We start from the raw sequence: 21,963 nt of genomic DNA, 5'->3' as shown, positions 1-21,963 counted from the left end.
GGGACGCCGGCTCCGTGAGGAGCCGACGGGCTCAGAAGAGCGCGGAGGCGAGCTTGCGGCGAGAGGCCTGGACGCGCGGGTCGTCCGATCCGACCACGGTGTAGAGGTCCACCAGGTGCGCGCGGGCCGGCTCGCGGTCCTCGCCGGGGTGCAGGGCGATGAAGCGGACCAGGCGTTGGAAGGCGTCCTCCACATGGCCGCCGAGCAGGTCCAGGTCCGCGACGGCGGCCTGGGCGGCCACGTCGTCCGGATTCTCCGCGCCGGCCTGGCGCACGGCCGCGGCGTCCATGTCCGCGGTGCGGCGCATGAGCTTCGCGGAGGCCAGGCCCTGCTGGGCGGCGGTGTCCGCAGGGTTGTCATTGAGGGCCTTCTCCCAGGCGCCCACGGCGGCCTCCCAGTCGCCGGCGGCCAAGGCCTCCTGGGCCTGACGATGCAGCGGCGGCACCGGCGTCGCGGAGGCCTGCTGCCCGGCCCCGGCGCGTGCCGGGGCCACGGGCGGAACCTGGCCGGAGACGCCGTTCTGCCGCGCCACCTGCTGGATCTCCCCGAGGAGCTTCTCCAGCGCGTCGGCGGGCAGGACCTGGTTGGCCAACGGCACCGGCTGGCCGGCCACCAGGGCCAGGACGGCCGGGCCGGCCTGCAGGCCGAACGCCTGCAGCAGCTGGGGCTCGGCCGCGACGTCCACACGTCCCATGACGAGGCGACCGGCCTGGCCGTCCACCGCGTCCGCGAACTGCGTGTGCAGCTGCTCCGAGGTCTCGTCCCCCGGCACGTGCAGCAGCACGACGACCGGCACCTGGGCGGACAGCTGCACGAGCTGCTGCAGCACCTGCTGGTCGGCCTGCTCGATCACCCACGAGCCCTCCGATGCGGCATCTGCGGCGGCGGGCGACGACGTCCCCGGGGCGGAGGCGCCCGGCCCACCGCCGGGCGCCGTGCCCGGAGCGGCCAGGGAGGACAGGTCGACGGCGCCGCGCAGGCGGTCTGCGCCGGACGGCTGCTCGGCGTGCGGGGTGCTCATGGCGGAGCGGGTCCTTTCATCAGGGGGCGGGGTCATCTCATCAGGGGGCGGGGTCTCCGCCGTCTGTGCCGACGGACGCGGACCTCCGTCAGGCTCAGACGGCTGTGGAGTCCCACGGTAGCGCCGTGCCCCGGCGCTGCCGAGAGACGCGAGGGCGGATTCGCCGACAGCGTGCACGGCGGGTCGGGGCACCGTCCGGCATCCTGAGGACCGGGTGAGACCCGGTGTGGTCCGGGCCACCGGCTGGCGTACCCTGACCGCGTGGACGAACAGCACCAGCGCAGCGGATCCGAGGTCCCGACGGCCGCCGAAGCACAGACCCGTGCCGCGACGGAACGACAGGACGGCCGACGGGCCTCCCGAGCCGTGCGTGCGGCCCGGCGCGGAGACACCCTGCGCCGCCTCGGCCGCCGGCTCCCCCGCCCCCGCCGCATGGAGTTCACGGTCGACGACGTGCCGGAGCCGGCCACGGAGCCCGGCGGCGTCACCGCGCAGGCGGGCGCCGACGTCGTGACCGGCCGTGCGGATGCCCCGGGCGAGCGCGTGGGAGACGGGGCACCGGCCGTCGTCCTCCGTGCCCCGGTCACCTCCGGCTTCCTGCTCACGGCCGGGGTCGGCCTGGCGCTGCTGATCTTCTGGATGCTCTCGGCCAACTGGGAGCTCATCGTCTGGATCCTGGCCGCGCTGTTCATCGCGCTGGGCCTGGACCCGATCGTGCGGAAGATCGAGTCCTGGGGCGCCCCGCGCCCGGTCGGCGTGCTCGCGGCCGTCCTCGGACTGGCCGGACTGGCCGCCGCGTTCCTGTCGCTGCTGGTGCCGACGGTGGTGGAGCAGTCCGCAGAGTTCGTCAACGCCGTGCCGCAGATCGTGGAGGACGTCATGGGCTCGGCGATCTTCCACGACCTGGATCGAGAGTTCCAGATCCGCGACGCCGTGGACAGCCAGGTGGAGAAGCTCGTCCAGGACCAGAACGCCTGGAGCCAGGTCTTCGGAGGGCTCGTGGGACTGGGGCAGTTCCTGATCAACACGGCGTTCTCCACGCTCGTGGTGCTCGTGCTGACCCTGTACTTCCTGGCCTCGCTGCCGGCCATGAAGTACTGGCTCTACCGCCTGGCGCCGCGTTCGCGCCGCGTCCGCGTGGAATACCTGGCGGAGAAGATCACCTCCTCCGTGGGCCACTACGTCATGGGCCAGTCCTTCGTGGCCCTGCTCAACGGCACGGTGGCCTTCGTGGCGATGTCGATCGCCGGCACACCCTATGCCGCGCTGCTGGCGTTCTTCGCCGGCATGACGGCGTTCATCCCGCTGGTGGGCGCCATGATCGGCGGTCTCATCATCACGGGCATCTGCCTGACCGTGGACTGGCAGACCGCGGCCCTCTTCGCCGCCATCTACTTCGTCTACCTGCAGATCGAGGCCTACGTGGTCTCCCCCAGGGTCATGGCCCGTGCCGTCGCCGTGCCGGCCTCCATGGCCGTGATCGCCGTGATCGCCGGAGGCACGCTGCTCGGCGTGCTGGGAGCCCTCATGGCGATCCCGACCGCCGCCGCCGTCATGATCCTGGTGCGGGAGGTGTACATCCCGCGCCAGGACCGTCGCTGAGGCGCCGGGCGCAGCCGCTCGGCGCCGGGCGAGGAGACGCTGTAACGGCCCCGTCTCAACGCGAGTGACGCGTCCGCCAGCAGACCGGATGCCAGTGGCGGCGTTCCGCCCCGGCGTCCTCGTCCCCCATGATCCAGTCACTGCGCCAGGCCACCAGGTGTGCGGCCCCCTGCGGGATCCGACGCCCACAGCCCGGACAGGTGTAGTCCTTCACCGCACGCCAAGCCGGGACCTGCCGCACATGCCAGCCCCCGTCCGATCCCGTCTGGTGGCTGTAGCCGGTGTCCAGGCCCAGCAGCTCCTCAAGCCGATCCGCGCGGCCGGGGCCGACGGGATTCCGGCCGCCGGGCGGGCGCGCACGGGAGGAGCCGCCGCGACGGCGGCGCTGCGGGGAACGGGGCATGGCTCCATGCTCGCACACACCCGGCGTGAGGCCCGGAGCGAGGCCCGGAGCGAGGCCGTGCTCTCCCACTACACTGGCCGGGTGCGTCTCGTCATTGCCCGCTGCTCCGTGACCTACGAGGGCCGTCTCAACGCCCACCTGCCCACCGCGACCCGCCTGCTCATGGTAAAAGCCGACGGCTCGGTGCTGGTGCACTCCGACGGCGGCTCCTACAAGCCCCTGAACTGGATGAGCCCTCCGGCCACCCTCCATGTGGAGGAGCCGACCGCGGACCAGGCCGCTCAGGGCATCGAGCAGGTCTGGCGGGTACAGGCGCAGAAGAGCGACGACCGCCTGGTCGTCCTGCTCGAACAGATCCACTCGGACACCCATCACGACCTGGGCGTGGACCCCGGGCTCGTGAAGGACGGCGTCGAGGCGGACCTGCAGCGCCTGCTCGCCGAACAGATCACCACGCTCGGCGACGGCTGGACCCTGGTCCGCCGCGAGTACATGACGGCGATCGGCCCCGTGGACATCCTGGCCCGTGACGGCGAGGGCGCGACCGTGGCCGTGGAGCTGAAGCGCCGCGGGGACATCGACGGGGTGGAGCAGCTCACCCGCTACCTCGAGCTGATGAACCGCGATCCTCTGCTCGCCCCGGTGACGGGCGTGTTCGCCGCCCAGCAGATCAAGCCGCAGGCACGGACACTTGCCGAGGACCGCGGCATCCGCTGCGTGACCCTGGACTACGACGCCATGCGCGGCGTGGACGACGCCGAGGCCCGCCTGTTCTGACGCCGCTGCCGCCCGGAGCCGCGGACAGGAGAGGGCCCGTCCACGACGCAGGCCCGACCACTGCGTGCCACAGGCCTGCGGCACCGGGGACAGCGCGCCGCTCAGAGGCGGCCGGAGTTCCACCAGGGCTGGACCGCCTGGGACGGGCCGGCCTCGATCCAGGCGCGCAGGCCGGGGGCATCGGCGGGGTCCAGGTCCAGCGTAAAGCTCGCCGTGGAGTCGGTGACCCGCACGCGCACGGCGGTCTCCGGAAGGTCGTCGGCCTGCACCCGTTCCAGGTCCATGCCGCAGCGCTGGGCTGACCAGACGGGCCGCACCTTGCAGGAGTAGCTGCGGAACAGCCGCAGGGTGTCGTCGTCGTACTGCCCGACGACGCGGTGACGCCGGCCCCGGCGGTCGGTGCCGACCGCGGGGAAGGTCCCCGCAGACGCCATGAGGGCCCGGTGCCGGATCAGCCACACGGCCAGCAGGATCGCTCCTGCCGCCACTGCGGCGATCACCAGCACCGGGCCCTTCATGCGTTTGGATCCCAGCGGGTGAGCGCGTCAGTCCTGCTTCCCAGAGCCCATGCGGGCGCTGGTGGCAGCGATGACGACCTGGTCGTTGTCCACGGAGAAGAATCCACCGGCGGCGTGAGCCGTCACCGTGGAGCCGTCCGTGGTGCGGAGCACGACCTCGCCGTCGCCGAGCACGGCGAGCAGCGGGGTGTGGCCGGGCAGGATGCCGATCTCACCGTCGATCGTCCGTGCGGACACCGCCGAGGCGGTGCCGTTCCACACGGAGCGCTCCTCGGAGACGATCTCCACCTTCAGCTCTGCCATGACGATCAGCCCTCAGCCTGGATCTTGGCCCACTCGCGCTCGACGTCGTCCATGCCGCCGACGTTGTAGAAGGCCTGCTCGGCGATGTGGTCGACGTCGCCGTCGCAGATGGCCTTGAAGCCCTCGACGGTGTCCTTGATCGGCACGGTCGAGCCCTCGACACCGGTGAACTGCTTCGCGGTGTAGGTGTTCTGCGAGAGGAACTGCTCGATCTTGCGGGCGCGCGCCACGGTGATCTTGTCCTCCTCGCCGAGCTCGTCGACGCCGAGGATCGCGATGATGTCCTGCAGCTCCTTGTTCTTCTGCAGGATCTGCTTCACGCGGATCGCGGTGTCGTAGTGGTCCTGGCCCACGTACTGCGGGTCGAGGATGCGCGAGGTCGATGCCAGCGGATCCACGGCCGGGTACAGACCACGCGAAGCGAGGTCACGGGTCAGGTTGGTGGTGGCGTCCAGGTGGGCGAACACGTTGGCCGGGGCCGGGTCGGTGTAGTCGTCCGCGGGGACGTACACAGCCTGCATCGAGGTGATGGAGTGGCCGCGAGTCGAGGTGATGCGCTCCTGCAGCACACCCATCTCGTCCGCCAGGTTCGGCTGGTAGCCCACCGCGGAGGGCATGCGGCCCAGCAGGGTGGAGACCTCGGAGCCGGCCTGGGAGAAGCGGAAGATGTTGTCGATGAACAGCAGCACGTCCTGGTTCTGCACATCGCGGAAGTACTCCGCCATGGTCAGCGCGGACAGGGCCACGCGCAGACGGGTTCCCGGCGGCTCGTCCATCTGGCCGAACACCAGGGCGGTGTCCTTGAGCACGTCGGCCTCGTCCATCTCGACCCAGAGGTCGTTGCCCTCACGGGTGCGCTCGCCGACGCCGGCGAACACGGAGGTGCCGCCGAAGTTGCGGGCCACACGGGTGATCATCTCCTGGATGAGCACGGTCTTGCCCACACCCGCACCGCCGAACAGACCGATCTTGCCGCCCTTGATGTAGGGGGTCAGCAGGTCGATCACCTTGATGCCGGTCTCCAGCATCTCGGTGGAGCCCTCAAGGGCGGCGAAGGACGGGGCGGCGCGGTGGATCGGCCAGCGCTCGGTCACGTCGAGCGAGTCGATCGGGGTGTCCAGGGTCTCGCCCAGCACGTTGAACAGGTGGCCCTTGACCACGTCGCCGACCGGCACGGAGATCGGTGCACCCGTGTCGGTGACCTGGGCGCCGCGGACGAGACCGTCGGTGGACTGCAGGGAGATCGCGCGGACCATGTTGTCGCCCAGGTGCTGGGCGACCTCGAAGGTCACGACGCGGGTCTGGCCGTTGAGGGTCAGCTCAGCAGTCAGCGCGTTGTAGATCTCCGGCATGGCGTTGGCGGGGAACTCGGCATCGATCACCGGACCGATGACGCGGGCGACGCGCCCGATGGCACCGCCGGTGGAGGCCCCGGTGCCCTGATCGTTGATGGTGGCAGTCATCTCTCTCACTTCTTATCGTGTGTGGATGGCGGGTCGGATGGCGTCTGCGCTCAGGAGTTGTTGAGCGCGTCTGCACCGGCGATGAGCTCGGTGAGCTCCTGCGTGATCTCCGCCTGTCGAGCGTTGTTCATCAGGAGCGTGTAGTCCTTGATGAGGTTCGTGGCGTTGTCGCCCGCCGACTTCATCGCGCGCTGGCGGTTGGCCAGCTCCGAGGCGGCGGCCTGCAGCATCGCGTTGAAGATGCGGGACTCGATGTACTTCGGCAGGAGGGCGTCCAGGACCTGCTCCGCGTCCGGCTCGTACTCGTACAGCGGGAGGACGTCGTCCGGGTCGGTGACCTGCTCCTCGACGACCTCGAGGGGAAGCAGGCGCACGACCGACGGATTCTGCTTGACGAGCGAGACGAACTCGGTGAAGACCACGTGGATCTCGTCCACGCCGCCGGCGGCGGTGTCCTTGAGGAACGCGTCCACAAGGGTCTCGCCGATTTCCTTGGCACGCTCGGCGACCGGGGAGTCGGTCTGGCCGGTCCACACCTTGACGTACTCGCGGCTGCGGAAGTCCAGGTAGCCCTGGGCCTTGCGGCCGAGCACGTAGAGGTCGATCTCCTTACCCTCGTCGGTGAGGCGCTGGATGAGCTCCTCCGACTTGCGCAGGACGTTCGCCGAGTAGGCGCCGGCCAGGCCGCGGTCGGAGGACATGATCAGCACGGCGGCCCGGGTCGGGTTCTCCGGCTCGGTGGTCAGCACGTGGTCGATGTCGTGCTGGGACGAGACTGCGGAGACGGCGCGCGTGATCGCGTTCGCGTACGGCAGCGACTGGTTGACCCGCTCGCGTGCCTTCGTGATGCGGGACGTGGCGATCAGTTCCATCGCCTTGAAGATCTTCTTCATCGACGAGGTCGATGCGATCTTCTGACGGTAGACCCGGATCTGGGCTCCCATGGTGGTCCTTTCCTGGCGGAGGGGCGGCGGCCCGGCGCCGGCATGACGCCGGGCCGCTCACTGATCCTCTGCGGTCAGCGCTTCTGCTTGGTGATCTGCTCCTGCGCGACCTGATCCTCGTCGATCGCCTGGTGCTCCTCGTTGCCGGCGGCGACGCCGTCCTTGCCCGAGGGCTCGAAGTTCTTCTTGAACTCCTCGATCTCCGAGGTCAGGACCTCGAGGGTGTCGTCCTCGAGCTTGCCGGTGGAGCCGATCGCACCGAGCGCCACGTCCTTGCGGCGCAGGTGGTCGATGAATTCACGCTCGAAGCGGAGGACGTCGTCCACGGCCACCTCGTCGAGGTGGCCCTTGGAACCGGCCCAGATCGACACGACCTGCTCCTCGACCGGGTACGGCATGTACTGCGGCTGCTTCAGGAGCTCCATGAGGCGCTCACCGCGGGCGAGCTGGCGGCGGGTGGCCGGGTCCAGGTCAGAGGCGAACATGGAGAACGCCTGCATGTCGCGGTACTGGGCCAGGTCCAGTTTCAGGGTGCCGGAGACCTTCTTCATGGCCTTCACCTGGGCGGCGCCGCCCACGCGGGACACGGAGATGCCGACGTCCACGGCCGGACGCTGGTTCGCGTTGAACAGGTCCGACTGCAGGAAGATCTGCCCGTCGGTGATGGAGATGACGTTGGTCGGGATGTAGGCCGACACGTCGTTCGCCTTGGTCTCGATGATCGGCAGACCGGTCATGGAGCCGGCGCCCATCTCGTCGGACAGCTTCGCGCAGCGCTCGAGCAGCCGGGAGTGCAGGTAGAACACGTCGCCCGGGTAGGCCTCGCGTCCCGGGGGACGGCGGAGGAGGAGGGAGACGGCGCGGTAGGCCTCGGCCTGCTTCGACAGGTCGTCGAAGATGATCAGGACGTGCTTGCCGCCGTACATCCAGTGCTGGCCGATGGCCGAGCCGGCGTACGGGGCTAGGTACTTGAAGCCCGCCGGGTCGGAGGCCGGGGACGCCACGATGGTGGTGTACTCCAGCGCACCCTGCTCCTCGAGGGTGGCGCGCACACCGGCGATGGTGGAGGCCTTCTGGCCGACGGCGACGTAGACGCAGCGGACCTGCTTCTCCGGATCGCCGGACTCCCAGTTGGCCTTCTGGTTCAGGATGGTGTCGACCGCGATGGCGGTCTTGCCGGTCTGGCGGTCGCCGATGATCAGCTGGCGCTGGCCACGGCCGATCGGGATCATGGCGTCGATCGCCTTGATGCCGGTCTGCAGCGGCTCGTGCACCGACTTGCGTTCGGTCACGGTCGGCGCCTGCAGCTCGAGGGCACGGCGGCCCTCGGCCTCGATCGGGCCCAGGTCGTCCAGCGGCTGGCCCAGCGGGTCCACGACGCGGCCCATGAAGCCGTCGCCGACCGGGACCGAGAGGATCTCGCCGGTGCGGTGGACCTCCATGCCCTCGCGGATCTGCTGGAACTCGCCCAGCACGACGACGCCGATCTCACGGGTGTCGAGGTTCTGGGCCAGGCCCAGGGTGCCGTTCTCGAAACGGAGGAGCTCGTTCGCCATGACGGAGGGCAGGCCCTCCACACGGGCGATGCCGTCCGCGGCGGTGAGCACGTGGCCCACCTCGGTGCGGTCTCCGCCGGTCGGTTCGTAGGATGCCGCGAAGTCGTTCAAGGCATTGCGGACATCGTCAGCGTTGATGGTCAGTTCGGCCATCTGCAGTCCCTGCTCTCTGTTGCTTTGGCGATCATCGACGTGACGATGATGCAGCGGTTCGTAAGTGTTCCGTCCCCGGTGCGGCCGACCCTCGGGTCAGCCGGCCATCCGGCGCTGGAGGTCGTTGAGTCGGCTCGACATGGACGCGTCGATCACGTCGTCGCCCACCTGCACGCGGATGCCGCCCACCACGGTGGGGTCGACGGTCATGTCCAGGACGAGCTCGCGACCGAAGGCGCGGCTCAGGCCCTGGGCCAGGCGATCCTGCTGGGTCTCGTCCAGGGGCTTGGCGACGGTGACGTCGGCGATCCACTGACGCTGACGGTCTGCCACGACGTCAGCACAGTCGCGCACGGCGCGGAAGGGCTTGCGGCCGCGGGGAGCCTTGACGGCCCGCTCCACGAGCAGCTTGCCCGGCTCGGTGGCGTCCTTGCCCAGCAGGCGGTGCGCCAGGGCCACACGGGCCTCGGCGGGGGCCTGCTGGTCGGTCAGCGCCCACTGCACCTCGTGCGAGGAGTCGGCGGTGCGGTTGAAGCCGAGCAGCTCGCGGGACAGGCCCGCAAGGCCCTCGTGCCCGCCGCGCTCGGCCTCGGCGGCCGCGGCATGGGAGGCCACGACCTCCAGGGCGTCGCCGAGATCCCGCTCAGCCGACCAGCGACGACCGGCCAGATCCTTCAGGACCTGCAGCGCACCGGGGGTCACCCGGGTGCCGAACAGGGAGTCGACGAGGCCGTGACGGCGCTCGGTCGTCCAGGCCGGGTCGGTCAGCGCGCGACGCACGGCACCGTGCTCGTCCATGACGTCCAGGGCGCCGAAGAGCTCACGGGCCAGGGCGACGCCGCCCTCGTTCAGCACCGGCTCCGCCGCCTGGAGGGCAGCGGCCAGGGAGTCCCTCGATGCACCGGTCATCATTCGGACACACCTGCGTTCTGGTGCTTGTCGAGATCAGCCAGGAATCGGTCGACCACTCGCTGGGAGCGGGCGTCGTCGTCCAGGGACTCGCCCACGATCTTGCCGGCCAGCGTGGTGGCCAGGGTGCCGACCTCGGTGCGCAGCTGGGTGGCAGCCTGGGCGCGGTCAGCGGCGATCTGGGTGTGGGCCTGCTCGGTGATGCGGTTCGCCTCGGCCTGAGCACGCTCCTTGGCCTCCGCGACGATCTGAGCGCCCTCGGTGCGGGCCTCCTCGCGGATGCGGTTGGCCTCGTGGCGGGCGTCGGCGAGCTGCTGCTCGTAGTCCGCCATCATCGCGTTCGCCTCGGCCTGGGCCTTCTCGGCCTTGGCCAGGCCGCCCTCGATCGCCTCGACACGGTCCTGGTAGGACTTCTCGAGGGCCGGGACGATGAACTTGATGACGATGAACATCAGCACGGCGAAGCCCACCGCGACGACGAGCATCTCCCACGGGTTGGGAACGAGAGGATTCGCACCCTCAGCCGCGCCCAGGATCAGTGCAGAGCTGATCATGTTTCAACCATCCTTCGGTCATGAGTCCTGAATAGGAGGAGCCGCCGGGCCGACCCTCGGGTCGGCCGACCGCTCGCTGGACACGGGCGCGTCAGGCGCCGATGACGAAGGCGAAGACCAGGCCCAAGATGGCGAGGGCCTCGGCCAGCGCGAAGCCGAGCAGGGCGATCGGCTGCAGGATGCGCTGGGCCTCCGGCTGGCGGGCGACGCCGTTGATGTAGGCGGCGAAGATGAGGCCCACGCCGATGGCGGAGCCGATGGAGGCCAGGCCGTAGCCGATCATGTTGAGAGAACCGTGGAGATCCATGGTGTTCCTTTCACGATGCCGGAGTCGGTCCCCGGCAGGGTCGGAGGGTGTTCCCGATGTGGCCCGGCGGTCACCGGCATCGAGACGTCTGTGGGGTGGCGGCCGCCGGCCGCCGCTCCGTGGCCGGTGCGCTCAGGCTGCCGGCCCCGGAAAACTCAGTGGTCGTTCGCCGCGATCGCTCCCTGGACGTAGATCGCGGTGAGCAGGGTGAACACGAAGGCCTGCAGGTACATGATCAGCAGCTCGAGGAAGTACAGCGCGACCGAGCCGATGATCGCCAGGACACCGGCGCCCTGCAGGAAGAGGGAGCCCGACTCCATGATCAGGTAGGCGGCACCGGTGCCGGCCAGCATCACGATCATGTGGCCGGCGAGCATGGTCGCCATCAGACGCAGGGAGTGGGTCAGCGGGCGCACGATGAAGTTCGAGATGACCTCGAGCGGCACGAGCAGCGGGAGGATCCAGCCCGGGACGCCGGACGGGACGACGGCCAGCTTGAAGTACTTCGGGCCGTGGTGGCGGATGCCGACGCCGATCCAGATGACGTAGACGATCAGGGCGAGGGCGTAGGCGGCGCCGGCGTGGGAGAACGACGGCAGCTGCAGCAGCGGGATCGCGCCGAAGATGTTGTTGACCAGCACGAAGAAGAAGAGGCCGAACAGCAGCGGGACCCAGGCCTTGAAGTCCTTCTCTCCGAGGATGTCCTTGGCGATGGAGTTGCGCACGAAGGAGTAGCCCGACTCGGCCAGCCACTGGGTCTTGCCCGGGACCAGCTTCGGCTTGCGCATGGCCAGCATGAAGAAGCCGGAGATCAGGACGATCGACAGGATGACCATCAGCATCTGCTTGCCGAAGCCGGTGCCGTACTCGGCACCCCACGGCAGGATCTCCGGCAGGTGGGCGTCGCTGATGCTGGGCGGCATGAAGCCGGCGCTGGCGACATTGGCGAGCACGAGGGAAAGCACGCGGGTCCTCTCTGGCAGTGATGCGTCGACAGCCCGGCTGCCGGCTCCCGCATCCGCGCACGTCAGGGCCACGGTCGGCGGCTCTGCCATGGGGAGATGTGGTCGCGCACGGCGGCACCTGTGGCCGTCGATTGTGATCTGAGATAACGATACCAAAAAGATGCCCCCGCGAACGAACTGCAGACGCCGTCAGGAGTGTGGCGCTCACCCCATTCGGGCATGGCCTGCCCGGCCCGACGCCCGCCCCGCAGATCTGCGGCGCAGGACCCGTTTCACGCGTCAGTAGATGCTGCGGCGGGTGCGTGCGAACACGAGCACCTCCGCGGCCTGCCAGACCACGATCGCCACGAGCGCGGCCACCCCTGCGGCGAGCTCGTCGAGCCACGGCGGTCGGGGGACGACGGTGAGTGCGAGGCCGTAGAGCACGATCTTGAGGACGAATGCACCGATGCTCAGCACCATGACCATCTCGCGCTGCCGGTCCCACAGCCAGGCGATGAGGGCGAGGGTGACCGCGGACAGCAGCAGCACCAGTCCCCCGCCGAGGCCGGCGGAGGCGGCGGCCGCTCCCCCGTGCATCAGGCCGGACACGAGCGCGCAGACGGCGACGGCCGCGGCGGTGGCCGCCACCGAGACCAGGAGGATCCCCCACCAGCCCCGGGTGTTCTCGCGCGGGGCTCGTCGTCGGCGGGCGGTCATCGCAGCTCCTGGGGGTCGACCTCGTCGGGGGTGGTCTCGGCCGCGCCTCGGCGGCGGCGCACCATGGGGTGCAGGGTGAGGTACCCGGCGGCGAGCAGCAGCACGGCCAGGACCGGGAGGACGACGCGGTCGTCGAAGAAGTTCAGGGACACCGCTCCCCAGGAGACGAGGAAGCTCCAGAGCCAGAGCAGCGCCACGGCCTGCGGCTGGGTGTAGCCGCCGTCCACGAGCTTGTGGTGGAGGTGGCCGCGGTCCGCGGAGAACGGGCTTGAGCCGCGGGCGGTGCGGCGGATCACCGCCGCGGTCAGGTCGATCAGCGGCAGGGCGAGCACGGCCAGCGGCAGCAGGATCGGCATGTAGGCCGGCACGTTGCGGAACCGGAACCCGTCCAGCGCGTCGACGTCGGCGGTCACGGCGACGGCGGCCGTGGCCAGCAGCAGCCCGATGAGCAGGGCGCCGGCCTCTCCCATGAAGATCTTGGCCGGGCTGACGTTGTACGGCAGGAACCCGAGGGCGGCCCCGACGAGCAGCGCCATCATGAGCGTCGCGAGATTCGAGTAGTCGAACTCGTTGATCGTCCTGGTCAGCAGGTACGAGTACACGAAGAAGGCCGACCCGCCGATCAGCGCGACGCCCGCGGCGAGGCCGTCCAGCCCGTCCACGAAGTTGATGGCGTTCATGGTCAGCACGATCACGAACACGGTCAGCAGGATCTGGATCGGCTCGTTGCCGACCGGGATCCAGGCGAAGGGCATGGCCTCGACCCTGATGCCGCCCATCGCCACCGCGAGGGCCGCGGCGATCTGCCCGGCCATCTTCGCCCACCAGCGCAGGTCCCAGAGGTCGTCCACGATCCCGAGGACCGTGATGATGCCGAGCGCCGCGAGGAGCCCGCGGACGGGGGCGGAGTCGGTGAAGATGCCGTCGAGGAAGGGCACGGTGCCGGCGACCGTCATGCCCAGGAGCACGGCCATGACCATGGCCACCCCGCCGAGCTTGGGGACGGCGCGGACGTGCATGTCGCGGGTGCGGTGCGGGCTGTAGGCGCGGCCCCGGAGCGCGACCTGGCGGATCAGCGGCGTCGTCACCAGGCAGGTGAGCGCCGTGACCGCGATGACCAGGACGTAGGCACGCATGGGGGACGGTCAGTCCCGGGGCGGGTGTTCGTCGGCCTCGGGCTCGGCGGCCTCCTCCGGCACGGAGGCGCCCCCGTTCCCCGGGGCGGGGACGCCGTCGGCGGGGTCGATGTCGGAGAAGGTCCCCGGGTCGGCGGGGGTGGCGGTCTCCGGCGGCGGGGCGTCCTCGCCCTCGGCCAGCAGGTCCGGGACGGTCTCGCGCAGCACCTCGAGCGGCAGGGCGCCCTGGCGGGCGACCCGGAAGGGGGTGACGGTGCAGTCGACGATGGTCGACGGGGTGTTCTCGGCGCGCGGGCCGCCGTCCAGGTAGACGGAGACGGTCTCGCCGAGCATCTCCTGGGCCTCCTGGACGGTGGTGGCCGCGGCCATGCCGGTGCGGTTGGCGGAGGAGACGGCCATCGGGCCCACGGCGTAGAGCAGTTCGCGCGCGGCCGGGTCGGCAGGCACGCGCAGGGCCACGGTCCCGCGGGTCTCACCGAGGTCCCAGGTGAGGGTCGGCTGGGACTTGAGGATCAGGGTGAGCGGCCCCGGCCAGTGCTCGGCGGCCAGCTGCTCGGCGGCCTCGGGGACGTCGTACGCCAGGCCCTGCATCACGTTGCGGTCCGCGATGAGCACCGGCGGCGGCATGGTGCGGCCTCGGCCCTTGGCGGCCAGCAGCACGGCGACGGCCAGCGGGGAGAACGCGTCCGCACCGATGCCGTAGACGGTGTCGGTCGGCAGCACCACGCACTCGCGGTTGCCCAGGGCCGTCCGGGCACGCTCCACGGCGTGGTGAAGGTCGGTGGTGTCCGTGACGTCGATCAGCTCACTCACGCGTTCCATTCTTCCATCATCGTCCTCTCTGTCGGTCAGGCGCGCACGGCGTGCAGCCAGCGGGGGCGTCCGGTCAGGTCCTGGTGCCCGACGACGTCGGCCCAGGCCCCCTGTGCCCTCACGGCCGAGACCAGCTCGGGCCCGTGGGTCTCGTCGTGCTCCATGGTCAGCACTCCCCCGGTCCGGAGCAGCCGGGCGGCCGCCGTGGCCATCGTCAGGGGGATGCGGGTGCCGGCCGCATCGCCGCCGTAGAGGGCGATCGCCGGATCGAGGCGAGCCTCCGGCTGGGCCGGCAGCCGCCCGTCGGGCACGTACGGCGGGTTCACGGTCACCGCGTCCGCCGTGCCGTCCAGCTCGGACAGCGCCGCGGCGGCATCGCCGAGCACCAGGTGGACGCCGAGCGGCTCCAGGTTCCGGGCCGCCCAGCGGTGGGCGGTCGGGTCCAGCTCCACGGCGTGCACGTCGGCGGGCCGCCCGGTCTCGGCGCGGGCGTGGGCGAGGGCGGCGGCGACGGCGCCGGAGCCGGTGCACAGGTCCACGAGCACGGGGCGGTCGATCCCCGCCACGGCGGCCAGGGTGTGCTCGACGAGCAGCTCGGTCTCCGGGCGCGGCAGGAAGACCCCGGGGCCCACCTGCAGGCACACGCCGTGGAAGGAGGCCTCGCCCGTGAGGTGCTGCAGTGGCACGCGCTGGGCGCGCCGGGCGACGAGCTCGCCGTAGCGCGCGGCCTCGTCCGCCGACGCCTGGGCGCCGGCGAGGATGCGGGCCAGGGCGGCACCGGTCTGAAGACCCATCACGTGGGCGGCGAGCTGCTCGGCGTCGGCCCGCGGGCTGTCCACCCCGGAGCCGGACAGACGCTGGAGCGCACCGCGCACGAGCAGGTGCCAGTCCGTCGTCGCCGGCTGCGGGAGGGCACCGCCGGAGGCGGGCCCGGCACCTCCCGCGGACAGGCCGCTGCCGGTCATGCCGCTCCCCCACCGAGGGCGTCGAGGCGGCGCTGCTCGTCCTGGGCCTGCAGGGAGGCGATGACGGGGCCGAGGTCGCCGTCCAGCACGGCGTCCAGGTTGTAGGCCTTGTAACCGGAGCGGTGGTCCGCGATCCGGTTCTCCGGGAAGTTGTAGGTCCGCACGCGCTCGGAGCGGTCCAGGGTGCGGACCTGACCGTGGCGTGCGGCGGCGTCCGCGGCCTCGCGCTCCTGGCGCTGCAGGTCCAGCAGGCGGGAGCGCAGCACGCGCAGGGCGGCCTCGCGGTTCTGCAGCTGCGACTTCTCATTCTGCATGGACACCACGATGCCCGTCGGCAGGTGGGTCAGGCGCACAGCCGAGTCGGTCGTGTTCACGGACTGCCCGCCCGGGCCCGAGGAACGGAAGACGTCCACCTTCAACTCGTGCGGGTCGATCCGGACCTCTTCGGCCTCCTCCGCCTCCGGCAGCACCAGCACGCCGGCGGCCGAGGTGTGGATGCGCCCGGCGGACTCGGTGACGGGCACGCGCTGCACCCGGTGCACACCGCCTTCGAACTTCAGGGCCGCGAACACGCCCTCGGACGGGCCGGACCCCGTGCCGCGCACGGCGATCTGCGCGTCCTTGTACCCACCGAGGTCCGATTCCGTGGCGGAGAGCACCTGGCAGGACCAGCCGCGGGACTCGGCGTAGCGCAGGTACATCCGCACCAGGTCCCCGGCGAACAGCGCGGCCTCCTCGCCGCCTTCGCCGGCCTTGACCTCCATGATCACGTCTCGGGAGTCGTCCGGGTCGCGCGGGATGAGCACGCGGCGCAGGCGCTCGGCGGCCTCGTCCCGGCGTGCGGTGAGCCCGGGCAGCTCGGCGGCGAAGGCCTCGCCGTCCTCCCCCGGTTCGGCGGCCAGCTCGGCGGCGTCGGCCAGGTCCTCCTCCGCCTGCTCCCACGCGGTGTGGGCCGCGACGACGGCCCCCAGCTCCGCGTACCGCCGCCCCAGGCGTCGAGCCAGGGCGGCATCTGCGTGCACGGCCGGGTCGGCCAGGCGCTCGGTGAGCTCGCGGTGCTCGGCGAGCAGCTCGGTGACGGAGTCGAACACGGCGGTGGCCTTTCGGAGTGGGGACGGGACAGCGGCGAACAGGACAGAGTCGGACAGGACAGGGGCGGACACGACGACGCCGGCCCCGGCGGAAGCAGGTGCTCCCGCCGGGGCCGGCGTGGCGGTGGGGACTAGTCGTCGCCCTTCGAGCCCAGGGTGGTCTTGGAGACCAGCATGAGGAACTCGGCGTTGGACGCGGTGTCCTTGATCTTGTTGGTGAGCAGCTCCAGCGCCTGCTGGGTCTCCAGACCGGAGAGCACGCGGCGCAGCTTCCACATGATCTTGACCTCCTCCGGGGAGAGAAGGGCCTCCTCGCGGCGGGTGCCGGACGCGTTGACGTCCACCGCCGGGAAGATGCGGCGCTCAGCGAGCTGGCGGGACAGGCGCAGTTCCATGTTGCCGGTGCCCTTGAACTCCTCGAAGATGACCTCGTCCATGCGGGAGCCGGTCTCCACCAGGGCGGTGGCGAGGATGGTCAGGGAGCCGCCGTTCTCGATGTTGCGGGCGGCGCCGAAGAACTTCTTCGGCGGGTACAGCGCCGAGGAGTCCACACCGCCGGAGAGGATGCGGCCCGAGGCCGGGGCGGCCAGGTTGTAGGCGCGGCCCAGGCGGGTCATGGAGTCGAGCAGGACCACCACGTCTCGGCCCAGCTCCACGAGGCGCTTGGCACGCTCGATCGCCAGCTCGGCCACGGTGGTGTGGTCGTCCGCCGGCCGGTCGAAGGTCGAGGCGATGACCTCGCCCTTCACCGAACGCTGCATGTCCGTGACCTCCTCCGGGCGCTCGTCGACGAGCACCATCATGAGGTGGACCTCGGGGTTGTTCGTGGTGATCGCGTTGGCGATCGACTGCAGGATCATCGTCTTGCCGGCCTTCGGCGGGGAGACGATGAGGCCGCGCTGACCCTTGCCGATCGGGCTGACCAGGTCGATCACGCGGGGGCCGACCAGCTTGTGGTCGGTCTCCAGGCGCAGGCGCTCCTGCGGGTACAGCGGGACCAGCTTGGAGAACTCGACGCGGGTCGGATCCTCCTCGGCCGGGGCGCCGTTCACGGTGGACAGCTTCACCAGGGCGTTGAACTTCTGACGGTTGCCGCCGCCGCTGTTGCGCTTCTCGCCCTCACGCGGGGCACGGATGGCGCCGACCACGGCGTCACCCTTGCGCAGGCCGTACTTCTTGACCATCTGCAGGGAGACGTAGACGTCGTTCTGGCCGGGCAGGTAGCCGGAGGTGCGGACGAAGGCGTAGTTGTCCAGCACGTCGAGGATGCCGGCCACCGGCTGCAGGACGTCGTCCTCGGTCAGCTCGGTGTCGTCCACCTCGGGGCCGCCGCGGCCGCGGCGGTTCCGGTTGCGGTCGTTGCGGTTGCGGTTGCGGCGGGAGCGACGCGAACCGCGCTCGTCGTCGTCGCGGTCGCCGCGGTTCCGATTCCGGCCGCCCTTGTCATTGCGGCCGCCGTTGTCGCGGTCGTCCTCGTCGCGGTCGCCGCGCTTCCGGTTCCGGCCGCCGTTGTCGTTGCGGCCGCCGTTGTCGCGGTCGTCCTCGTCGCTGCTGCGGCCGCCCTTGTCCCTGCGGCCGTTCTCGCGCTCGTGGCTGCCGGACTTCTTCTCGTCCTCAGAGCGGTCGCCGCGGTCCTCGCGGTCGCCGCCGGAGGCCTTGTCCTGGCCCTCGCCACGGGTCTCGTCCTGACCCTGCTTCCGGCGGCCACGGTCGCGGCTGTCCTGCTCGCCCTGGCTCTGCTCGTCCCGGCTCTGCTCGTCCTTGCGGTCCCCGCGCTGCTCGGCCGGCGCGGAGCCGTCCGAGTCGACGCGGCGGGAGCGGCGGGCCGGGCGCTCGGAGCGCTGTTCGCCCTGCGCGGTCTCGTCCTTCTCCGTCTTCTCGGCGGCCTTCTTCTGCTCGGCGGCCTTCTTCTCGGCCGCACGCTTCTCCGCGGCCTCGCGGTCGGCCACGGCACCGCCGCGCTGGTGGTCGGCGATCGCGGCCACCAGGTCCGACTTGCGCATGCGGCGGCTGCCGGTGATGCCGAGCTGGGAGGCCAGGGCCTGGAGCTGGGCGAGCTTGAGAGAGGCCAGTCCGCCGCCGGCGTTCGCGGAGGGGGCGGTCTGTTCCATGGATTCGGTCACGAAGGGTCCTTCTGACTCGGTTTCGGCCGTGGCGCGCTCACTGCGGGCACGGCTCGTCGATGGTTTCCGGCCGTGCTGCGCTGCGGCAGCCCTGAGGGCCGGGTGAAAAAGAGGGGGTTCTCCGCCACGGGTGGGGAGGTGGTCGTCGCCGTCGCGGCGATGCCTGCGAACCGGTCCTTGCCGATGTCCCAGAACGGGACGTGTGGAAGACGGGTCCGCCACCGCAGCAGAAGCCTGGATCGGCTCCCGTCAGCCGTGTTGGAGTGTCTCCACCCTAACACCCTCGGACGCCACGGCACTCACCGTCACGGTCCAGCGCGCCGCGGTCGACTCCGCCTCGGCCTGCAACAGCCCGGCCGCTTCTTCGGCGGCCGTCGCGCCGGCGGCGAGCACCAGCACGGTCGGGCCGGCACCGGAGACCACGGCCGCGTGGCCGGCGCGGCGCAGCACCTGGACCAGCCGGGCGCTCTCCGGCATCGCAGAGGCACGGAAGTCCTGGTGCAGCCAGTCCTTGGTGGCCGGCAGCAGCAGGGACGGGTCCTCGGCGAGGGCGTGCGTCAACAGCGCGGCGCGGCCGGCCTGGGCGGCGGCCACGGCGTGCGGCACGGTCTCCGGCAGCAGTCCGCGGGCGGTGTGGGTGGCCAGTCGGGCGTCCGGCACCGCCACCACCGGCACCAGGTCCGGGTGCAGTCGCAGCCTGGCGGTGCGGAAGCCGCCGTCGGCGTCGTCGACCCAGGAGGCGGTGGCGCCTCCGGCCAGGGCGGGCGCCACGTTGTCCGGGTGGCCTTCGCGGTGCGCACACGCGTCCAGCAGGCCGGCCGGATCCAGCCGGCCCCTCGGCTCGAGCAGCGCCTCGGCACCGGCCAGGGCCGCCACCACGGCGGCCGCGGACGACCCCAGGCCGCGCGAGTGTGGGATCACGTTGCGGGCCTGCAGGGCGAGACCGGGCGCCGTGGCGCCCCTGATGGCCAGATGCTCCAGGGCGAGGCGGACGATCAGATGCGTGCCGTCGTCGGGCAGGGCCCCCTCCCCCTCCCCGGTGACGCGGGCGGACGAGGGGCCGTCCACCACGGTGAACGTCACCTCGTCCCGCAGCTCCAGGGCGAGGCCGAGGGTGTCGAAGCCCGGGCCGAGGTTCGCGGAGGTGGCCGGCACGGCCACGCGCACGGACCGGCCGGCCGGGAGCGCACGCAGCGTCGGCATCAGGACAGCCCCAGCGCCTTGGCCACGGTGACCACGTCGACGTCCACGGACTCGGGGGTGACGTCAGATCCGTCGGCTGCCTTGAGGGCCCACTGCGGGTCCTTCAGGCCGTGCCCGGTGACGGTGATGACCCAGGTCTTGCCCTCGGGCACGTCGCCGGCGGCATGGTGCTTGAGCAGCCCTGCCACGCCGGCGGCGGAGGCCGGCTCCACGAACACGCCCTCCTTGGAGGAGAGCCAGCGGTGCGCCTGAAGGATCTCTTCGTCCGTCACGGAGTCGATGAGGCCGCCGGAGGCGTCGCGGGCGGCGGTGGCCTGGTCCCAGGAGGCGGGGTTGCCGATGCGGATGGCCGTGGCGATCGTGTCCGGCTCGAGGATCGGGTGGCCTGCCACGATCGGGGCCGCGCCGGCGGCCTGGAAGCCCCACATCGTCGGCGTCGTGGTGGCCACGGCCGGAAGCTCCTCGTCCGAGGTGCCCGGGTGCGGGTTCACGTACGGTCGGGCGTACTCCTGGTAGCCCTTCCAGTACGCGGTGATGTTGCCGGCATTGCCGACCGGCAGCAGGTGGTAGTCCGGGGCGTCGCCGAGGGCGTCGACCACCTCGAACGCGCCGGTCTTCTGGCCCTCGATGCGCGCCGGGTTCACCGAGTTCACAAGGAACACCGGGTAGTTCTCGGAGAGCTTGCGGGCCACCTCGAGGCAGTTGTCGAAGTTGCCCTGGACCTGCAGGATCTGGGCGCCGTGGGCCACGGCCTGGGACATCTTGCCCATGGAGATCTTGCCCTCCGGCACCAGCACCGCGCAGGTGATGCCGGCCTGTGCCGCGTAGGCGGCGGCAGAGGCGGAGGTGTTGCCGGTGGAGGCACAGACCACAGCCTCGGCCCCCTCGGCCACGGCGGCCGTGATGGCCACGGTCATGCCGCGGTCCTTGAAGGAGCCGGTGGGGTTCATGCCCTCGAACTTCACGTACACGTCGCCGGCCACGAGCTCGGACAGGTGCGGAGCCTGGATCAGCGGGGTGCCGCCCTCGCCCAGGGTGATGACGCGGGTGTGCTCGGTGACCGGCAGGCGGTCGGCGTACTCGCGGACGACGCCCTTCCACTGATGTGCCATCAGGTGTTCACTTTCCTTCGACTCGGACGACGGAGACGACGCCGCGGACGACGTCCAGGTCGCGCAGCTCCTCGACGGTGGCGTCGAGGTCCCGCTGGCGGGCGTGGTGGGTGATGATGCGCAGCTGGACCTCGCTCTCGCCCTCGGCGGTGGCGGAGTTCTGGCGCATCGCCTCGATGGAGACGCCGTGGCCCTCGAAGACGCCGGCCACGCGGCGCAGCACGCCGGGGGCATCGGCGACGGTGAGGACCACCATCACGGAGGTGTGGGCCTCCTCGGCGTCCAGCGCCGGCAGCGAGGCGATCGAGGTGCGCACGCGGGCCGGGCCGCCGCGCACGAGGCGCTCGGCCACCGAGACCACGTCGCCCATCACCGCGGAGGCGGTGGGGGCTCCGCCGGCGCCCGGGCCGTAGAACATGAGCTCACCGGCGTTCTCCGCTTCCACGTACACGGCGTTGTAGGCGCCGCGGACGGCGGCGAGCGGATGCTCACGCGGGACCATGGTGGGGTGCACGCGCAGCACGGCGCCCTCGGTCCCGTCCTGTCCGGTGCGGCGCTCGGCGATGCCGAGCAGCTTGATGACGTAGCCGGCGTCCGCGGCCGCGGCGGAGTCGGCGGCGGTGATCTGCGTGATGCCCTCGCAGGAGACCTCGTCGATGGAGTAGTCCGTGCCGAAGGCGAGGGTGGCCAGGATGGCGACCTTCGCGGCGGCGTCGTGGCCCTCCACGTCTGCGGTGGGGTCGGCCTCGGCGTAGCCCAGCTCCTGGGCCTCGGCCAGCGCGTCGGCGAAGTCCGCGCCGGCGCTGTCCATGCGGTCCAGGATGAAGTTCGTGGTGCCGTTGGCGATGCCCATGATGCGGGTGACCCGGTCCCCGGAGAGCGAGTCGCGCAGCGGGCGCAGGATGGGGATGGCGCCGGCCACGGCGGCCTCGAAGGCCAGCTGGGCGCCGTGCTCGGCGGCGATGGCCGAGAGCTCCTCGCCGTGCCGGGCCAGCAGCGCCTTGTTGCCGGTGACCACGGCCTTGCCGTCCCGCAGCGCCTGCTCGATCAGGGTGCGCGCCGGTTCGATGCCGCCCATCAGCTCGACCACGATGTCCGCGCCGTCGATCAGCGGCTCGGCCTCCGTTGTGTACACGTCCTTCGGCAGCTGGTAGTCACGTCTCCGGTCCGTCGAGCGCACGGCCACGCCGGCCAGGCGCAGCGGAGCACCGGCCTTGGCGGCGAGCATGTCCGCGTCCTCGGTGAGGATGCGGGCCACCTGGGATCCCACGGTGCCGCCGCCGAGCAGGGCGACGGTGATGGCCTGGGTGGTGGTCTGCGGCTGCGTCATGGTCCTCCTGGTGGGC

Annotated in this window: 22 protein-coding genes; 2 read left to right on the top strand and 20 right to left on the bottom strand. The window is 71.3% G+C overall.

The window, feature by feature from the left end:
- Positions 1 to 31: 31 nt before the first annotated feature.
- On the bottom strand, positions 32 to 1,021 hold the full coding sequence (locus FM125_RS02245) for a co-chaperone YbbN (RefSeq protein ID WP_087133521.1): 990 nt from the start codon (positions 1,019 to 1,021) through the stop codon (positions 32 to 34).
- A 261-nt stretch (positions 1,022 to 1,282) separates the two neighbouring features.
- Between FM125_RS02245 and FM125_RS02240 the strand changes: the two genes are divergently transcribed.
- Positions 1,283 to 2,623 carry an AI-2E family transporter gene (locus tag FM125_RS02240; protein WP_245829729.1) on the top strand — a complete coding sequence of 447 codons (1,341 nt, stop codon included), beginning with the start codon at positions 1,283 to 1,285 and terminating at the stop codon, positions 2,621 to 2,623.
- A gap of 55 nt (positions 2,624 to 2,678) precedes the next feature.
- On the opposite strand, the gene FM125_RS02235 is transcribed toward FM125_RS02240, so the two are convergent.
- Complete coding sequence (locus FM125_RS02235) at positions 2,679 to 3,026, bottom strand: hypothetical protein (RefSeq protein ID WP_067188840.1); 348 nt, start codon at positions 3,024 to 3,026, stop codon at positions 2,679 to 2,681.
- An 81-nt stretch (positions 3,027 to 3,107) separates the two neighbouring features.
- Between FM125_RS02235 and nucS the strand changes: the two genes are divergently transcribed.
- On the top strand, positions 3,108 to 3,803 hold the full coding sequence (gene nucS, locus FM125_RS02230) for an endonuclease NucS (RefSeq protein WP_087133553.1): 696 nt from the start codon (positions 3,108 to 3,110) through the stop codon (positions 3,801 to 3,803).
- Positions 3,804 to 3,904: 101 nt separating this feature from the next.
- On the opposite strand, the gene FM125_RS02225 is transcribed toward nucS, so the two are convergent.
- The 18 genes from FM125_RS02225 to FM125_RS02140 form a co-directional block, all read right to left on the bottom strand.
- Positions 3,905 to 4,321 carry a DUF2550 family protein gene (locus tag FM125_RS02225; RefSeq protein ID WP_087133520.1) on the bottom strand — a complete coding sequence of 139 codons (417 nt, stop codon included), beginning with the start codon at positions 4,319 to 4,321 and terminating at the stop codon, positions 3,905 to 3,907.
- A 27-nt stretch (positions 4,322 to 4,348) separates the two neighbouring features.
- Positions 4,349 to 4,624 (bottom strand): F0F1 ATP synthase subunit epsilon, encoded by a 276-nt coding sequence (locus FM125_RS02220; RefSeq protein ID WP_087133519.1) that lies wholly within the window; start codon positions 4,622 to 4,624, stop codon positions 4,349 to 4,351.
- 5 nt (positions 4,625 to 4,629) lie between these two features.
- The gene (gene atpD / locus FM125_RS02215; RefSeq protein WP_087133518.1) at positions 4,630 to 6,087 is read right to left on the bottom strand and encodes a F0F1 ATP synthase subunit beta; all 1,458 of its coding nucleotides are present in this window, start codon (positions 6,085 to 6,087) and stop codon (positions 4,630 to 4,632) included.
- Positions 6,088 to 6,137: 50 nt separating this feature from the next.
- Positions 6,138 to 7,031 (bottom strand): F0F1 ATP synthase subunit gamma, encoded by an 894-nt coding sequence (locus tag FM125_RS02210; RefSeq protein ID WP_087133517.1) that lies wholly within the window; start codon positions 7,029 to 7,031, stop codon positions 6,138 to 6,140.
- 74 nt (positions 7,032 to 7,105) lie between these two features.
- On the bottom strand, positions 7,106 to 8,740 hold the full coding sequence (atpA, locus tag FM125_RS02205) for a F0F1 ATP synthase subunit alpha (RefSeq protein ID WP_067189200.1): 1,635 nt from the start codon (positions 8,738 to 8,740) through the stop codon (positions 7,106 to 7,108).
- A gap of 96 nt (positions 8,741 to 8,836) precedes the next feature.
- Entirely contained in the window at positions 8,837 to 9,652 is an 816-nt protein-coding gene (locus FM125_RS02200; RefSeq protein WP_087133516.1) for a F0F1 ATP synthase subunit delta, read from the bottom strand.
- Entirely contained in the window at positions 9,649 to 10,203 is a 555-nt protein-coding gene (locus FM125_RS02195; RefSeq protein WP_067189196.1) for a F0F1 ATP synthase subunit B, read from the bottom strand. The genes FM125_RS02200 and FM125_RS02195 overlap by 4 nt, the downstream gene beginning before the upstream one ends.
- 91 nt (positions 10,204 to 10,294) lie before the next feature.
- Entirely contained in the window at positions 10,295 to 10,510 is a 216-nt protein-coding gene (locus FM125_RS02190) for an ATP synthase subunit C (RefSeq protein WP_067189194.1), read from the bottom strand.
- Positions 10,511 to 10,665: 155 nt separating this feature from the next.
- Positions 10,666 to 11,475 carry a F0F1 ATP synthase subunit A gene (atpB, locus tag FM125_RS02185; RefSeq protein ID WP_087133515.1) on the bottom strand — a complete coding sequence of 270 codons (810 nt, stop codon included), beginning with the start codon at positions 11,473 to 11,475 and terminating at the stop codon, positions 10,666 to 10,668.
- A 279-nt stretch (positions 11,476 to 11,754) separates the two neighbouring features.
- The gene (locus tag FM125_RS02180) at positions 11,755 to 12,174 is read right to left on the bottom strand and encodes a Cg1360 family ATP-synthase-associated protein (protein ID WP_067189189.1); all 420 of its coding nucleotides are present in this window, start codon (positions 12,172 to 12,174) and stop codon (positions 11,755 to 11,757) included.
- Positions 12,171 to 13,310, bottom strand: coding sequence for an MraY family glycosyltransferase (locus tag FM125_RS02175; protein ID WP_087133514.1), 1,140 nt, complete (start codon positions 13,308 to 13,310; stop codon positions 12,171 to 12,173). The genes FM125_RS02180 and FM125_RS02175 overlap by 4 nt, the downstream gene beginning before the upstream one ends.
- 9 nt (positions 13,311 to 13,319) lie before the next feature.
- Positions 13,320 to 14,132, bottom strand: a complete 813-nt coding sequence (locus FM125_RS02170) for an L-threonylcarbamoyladenylate synthase (RefSeq protein WP_087133513.1) — start codon at positions 14,130 to 14,132, stop codon at positions 13,320 to 13,322.
- Between the two features lie 26 nt (positions 14,133 to 14,158).
- Entirely contained in the window at positions 14,159 to 15,088 is a 930-nt protein-coding gene (locus FM125_RS02165; RefSeq protein WP_087133512.1) for a N5-glutamine methyltransferase family protein, read from the bottom strand.
- Positions 15,085 to 16,179 carry a peptide chain release factor 1 gene (gene prfA / locus FM125_RS02160; protein ID WP_087133552.1) on the bottom strand — a complete coding sequence of 365 codons (1,095 nt, stop codon included), beginning with the start codon at positions 16,177 to 16,179 and terminating at the stop codon, positions 15,085 to 15,087. Before prfA ends, FM125_RS02165 begins: the two co-directional genes overlap by 4 nt.
- A gap of 131 nt (positions 16,180 to 16,310) precedes the next feature.
- Positions 16,311 to 18,302: a transcription termination factor Rho gene (rho, locus tag FM125_RS02155; protein WP_070639804.1), complete on the bottom strand. Its 1,992-nt coding sequence runs from the start codon at positions 18,300 to 18,302 to the stop codon at positions 16,311 to 16,313.
- A gap of 249 nt (positions 18,303 to 18,551) precedes the next feature.
- Positions 18,552 to 19,505: a homoserine kinase gene (gene thrB, locus FM125_RS02150; RefSeq protein WP_087133511.1), complete on the bottom strand. Its 954-nt coding sequence runs from the start codon at positions 19,503 to 19,505 to the stop codon at positions 18,552 to 18,554.
- Entirely contained in the window at positions 19,505 to 20,617 is a 1,113-nt protein-coding gene (gene thrC, locus FM125_RS02145; RefSeq protein ID WP_087133510.1) for a threonine synthase, read from the bottom strand. The genes thrB and thrC overlap by 1 nt, the downstream gene beginning before the upstream one ends.
- A 7-nt stretch (positions 20,618 to 20,624) precedes the next feature.
- Positions 20,625 to 21,947, bottom strand: a complete 1,323-nt coding sequence (locus FM125_RS02140) for a homoserine dehydrogenase (RefSeq protein WP_070639811.1) — start codon at positions 21,945 to 21,947, stop codon at positions 20,625 to 20,627.
- Positions 21,948 to 21,963: the final 16 nt, after the last annotated feature.

Source organism: Micrococcus lylae (assembly GCF_900163825.1).
Taxonomy (GTDB): domain Bacteria; phylum Actinomycetota; class Actinomycetes; order Actinomycetales; family Micrococcaceae; genus Micrococcus; species Micrococcus lylae.
Note: the sequence above shows the minus strand (reverse complement) of the source record. Positions and strands in the feature narration are given on the sequence as shown.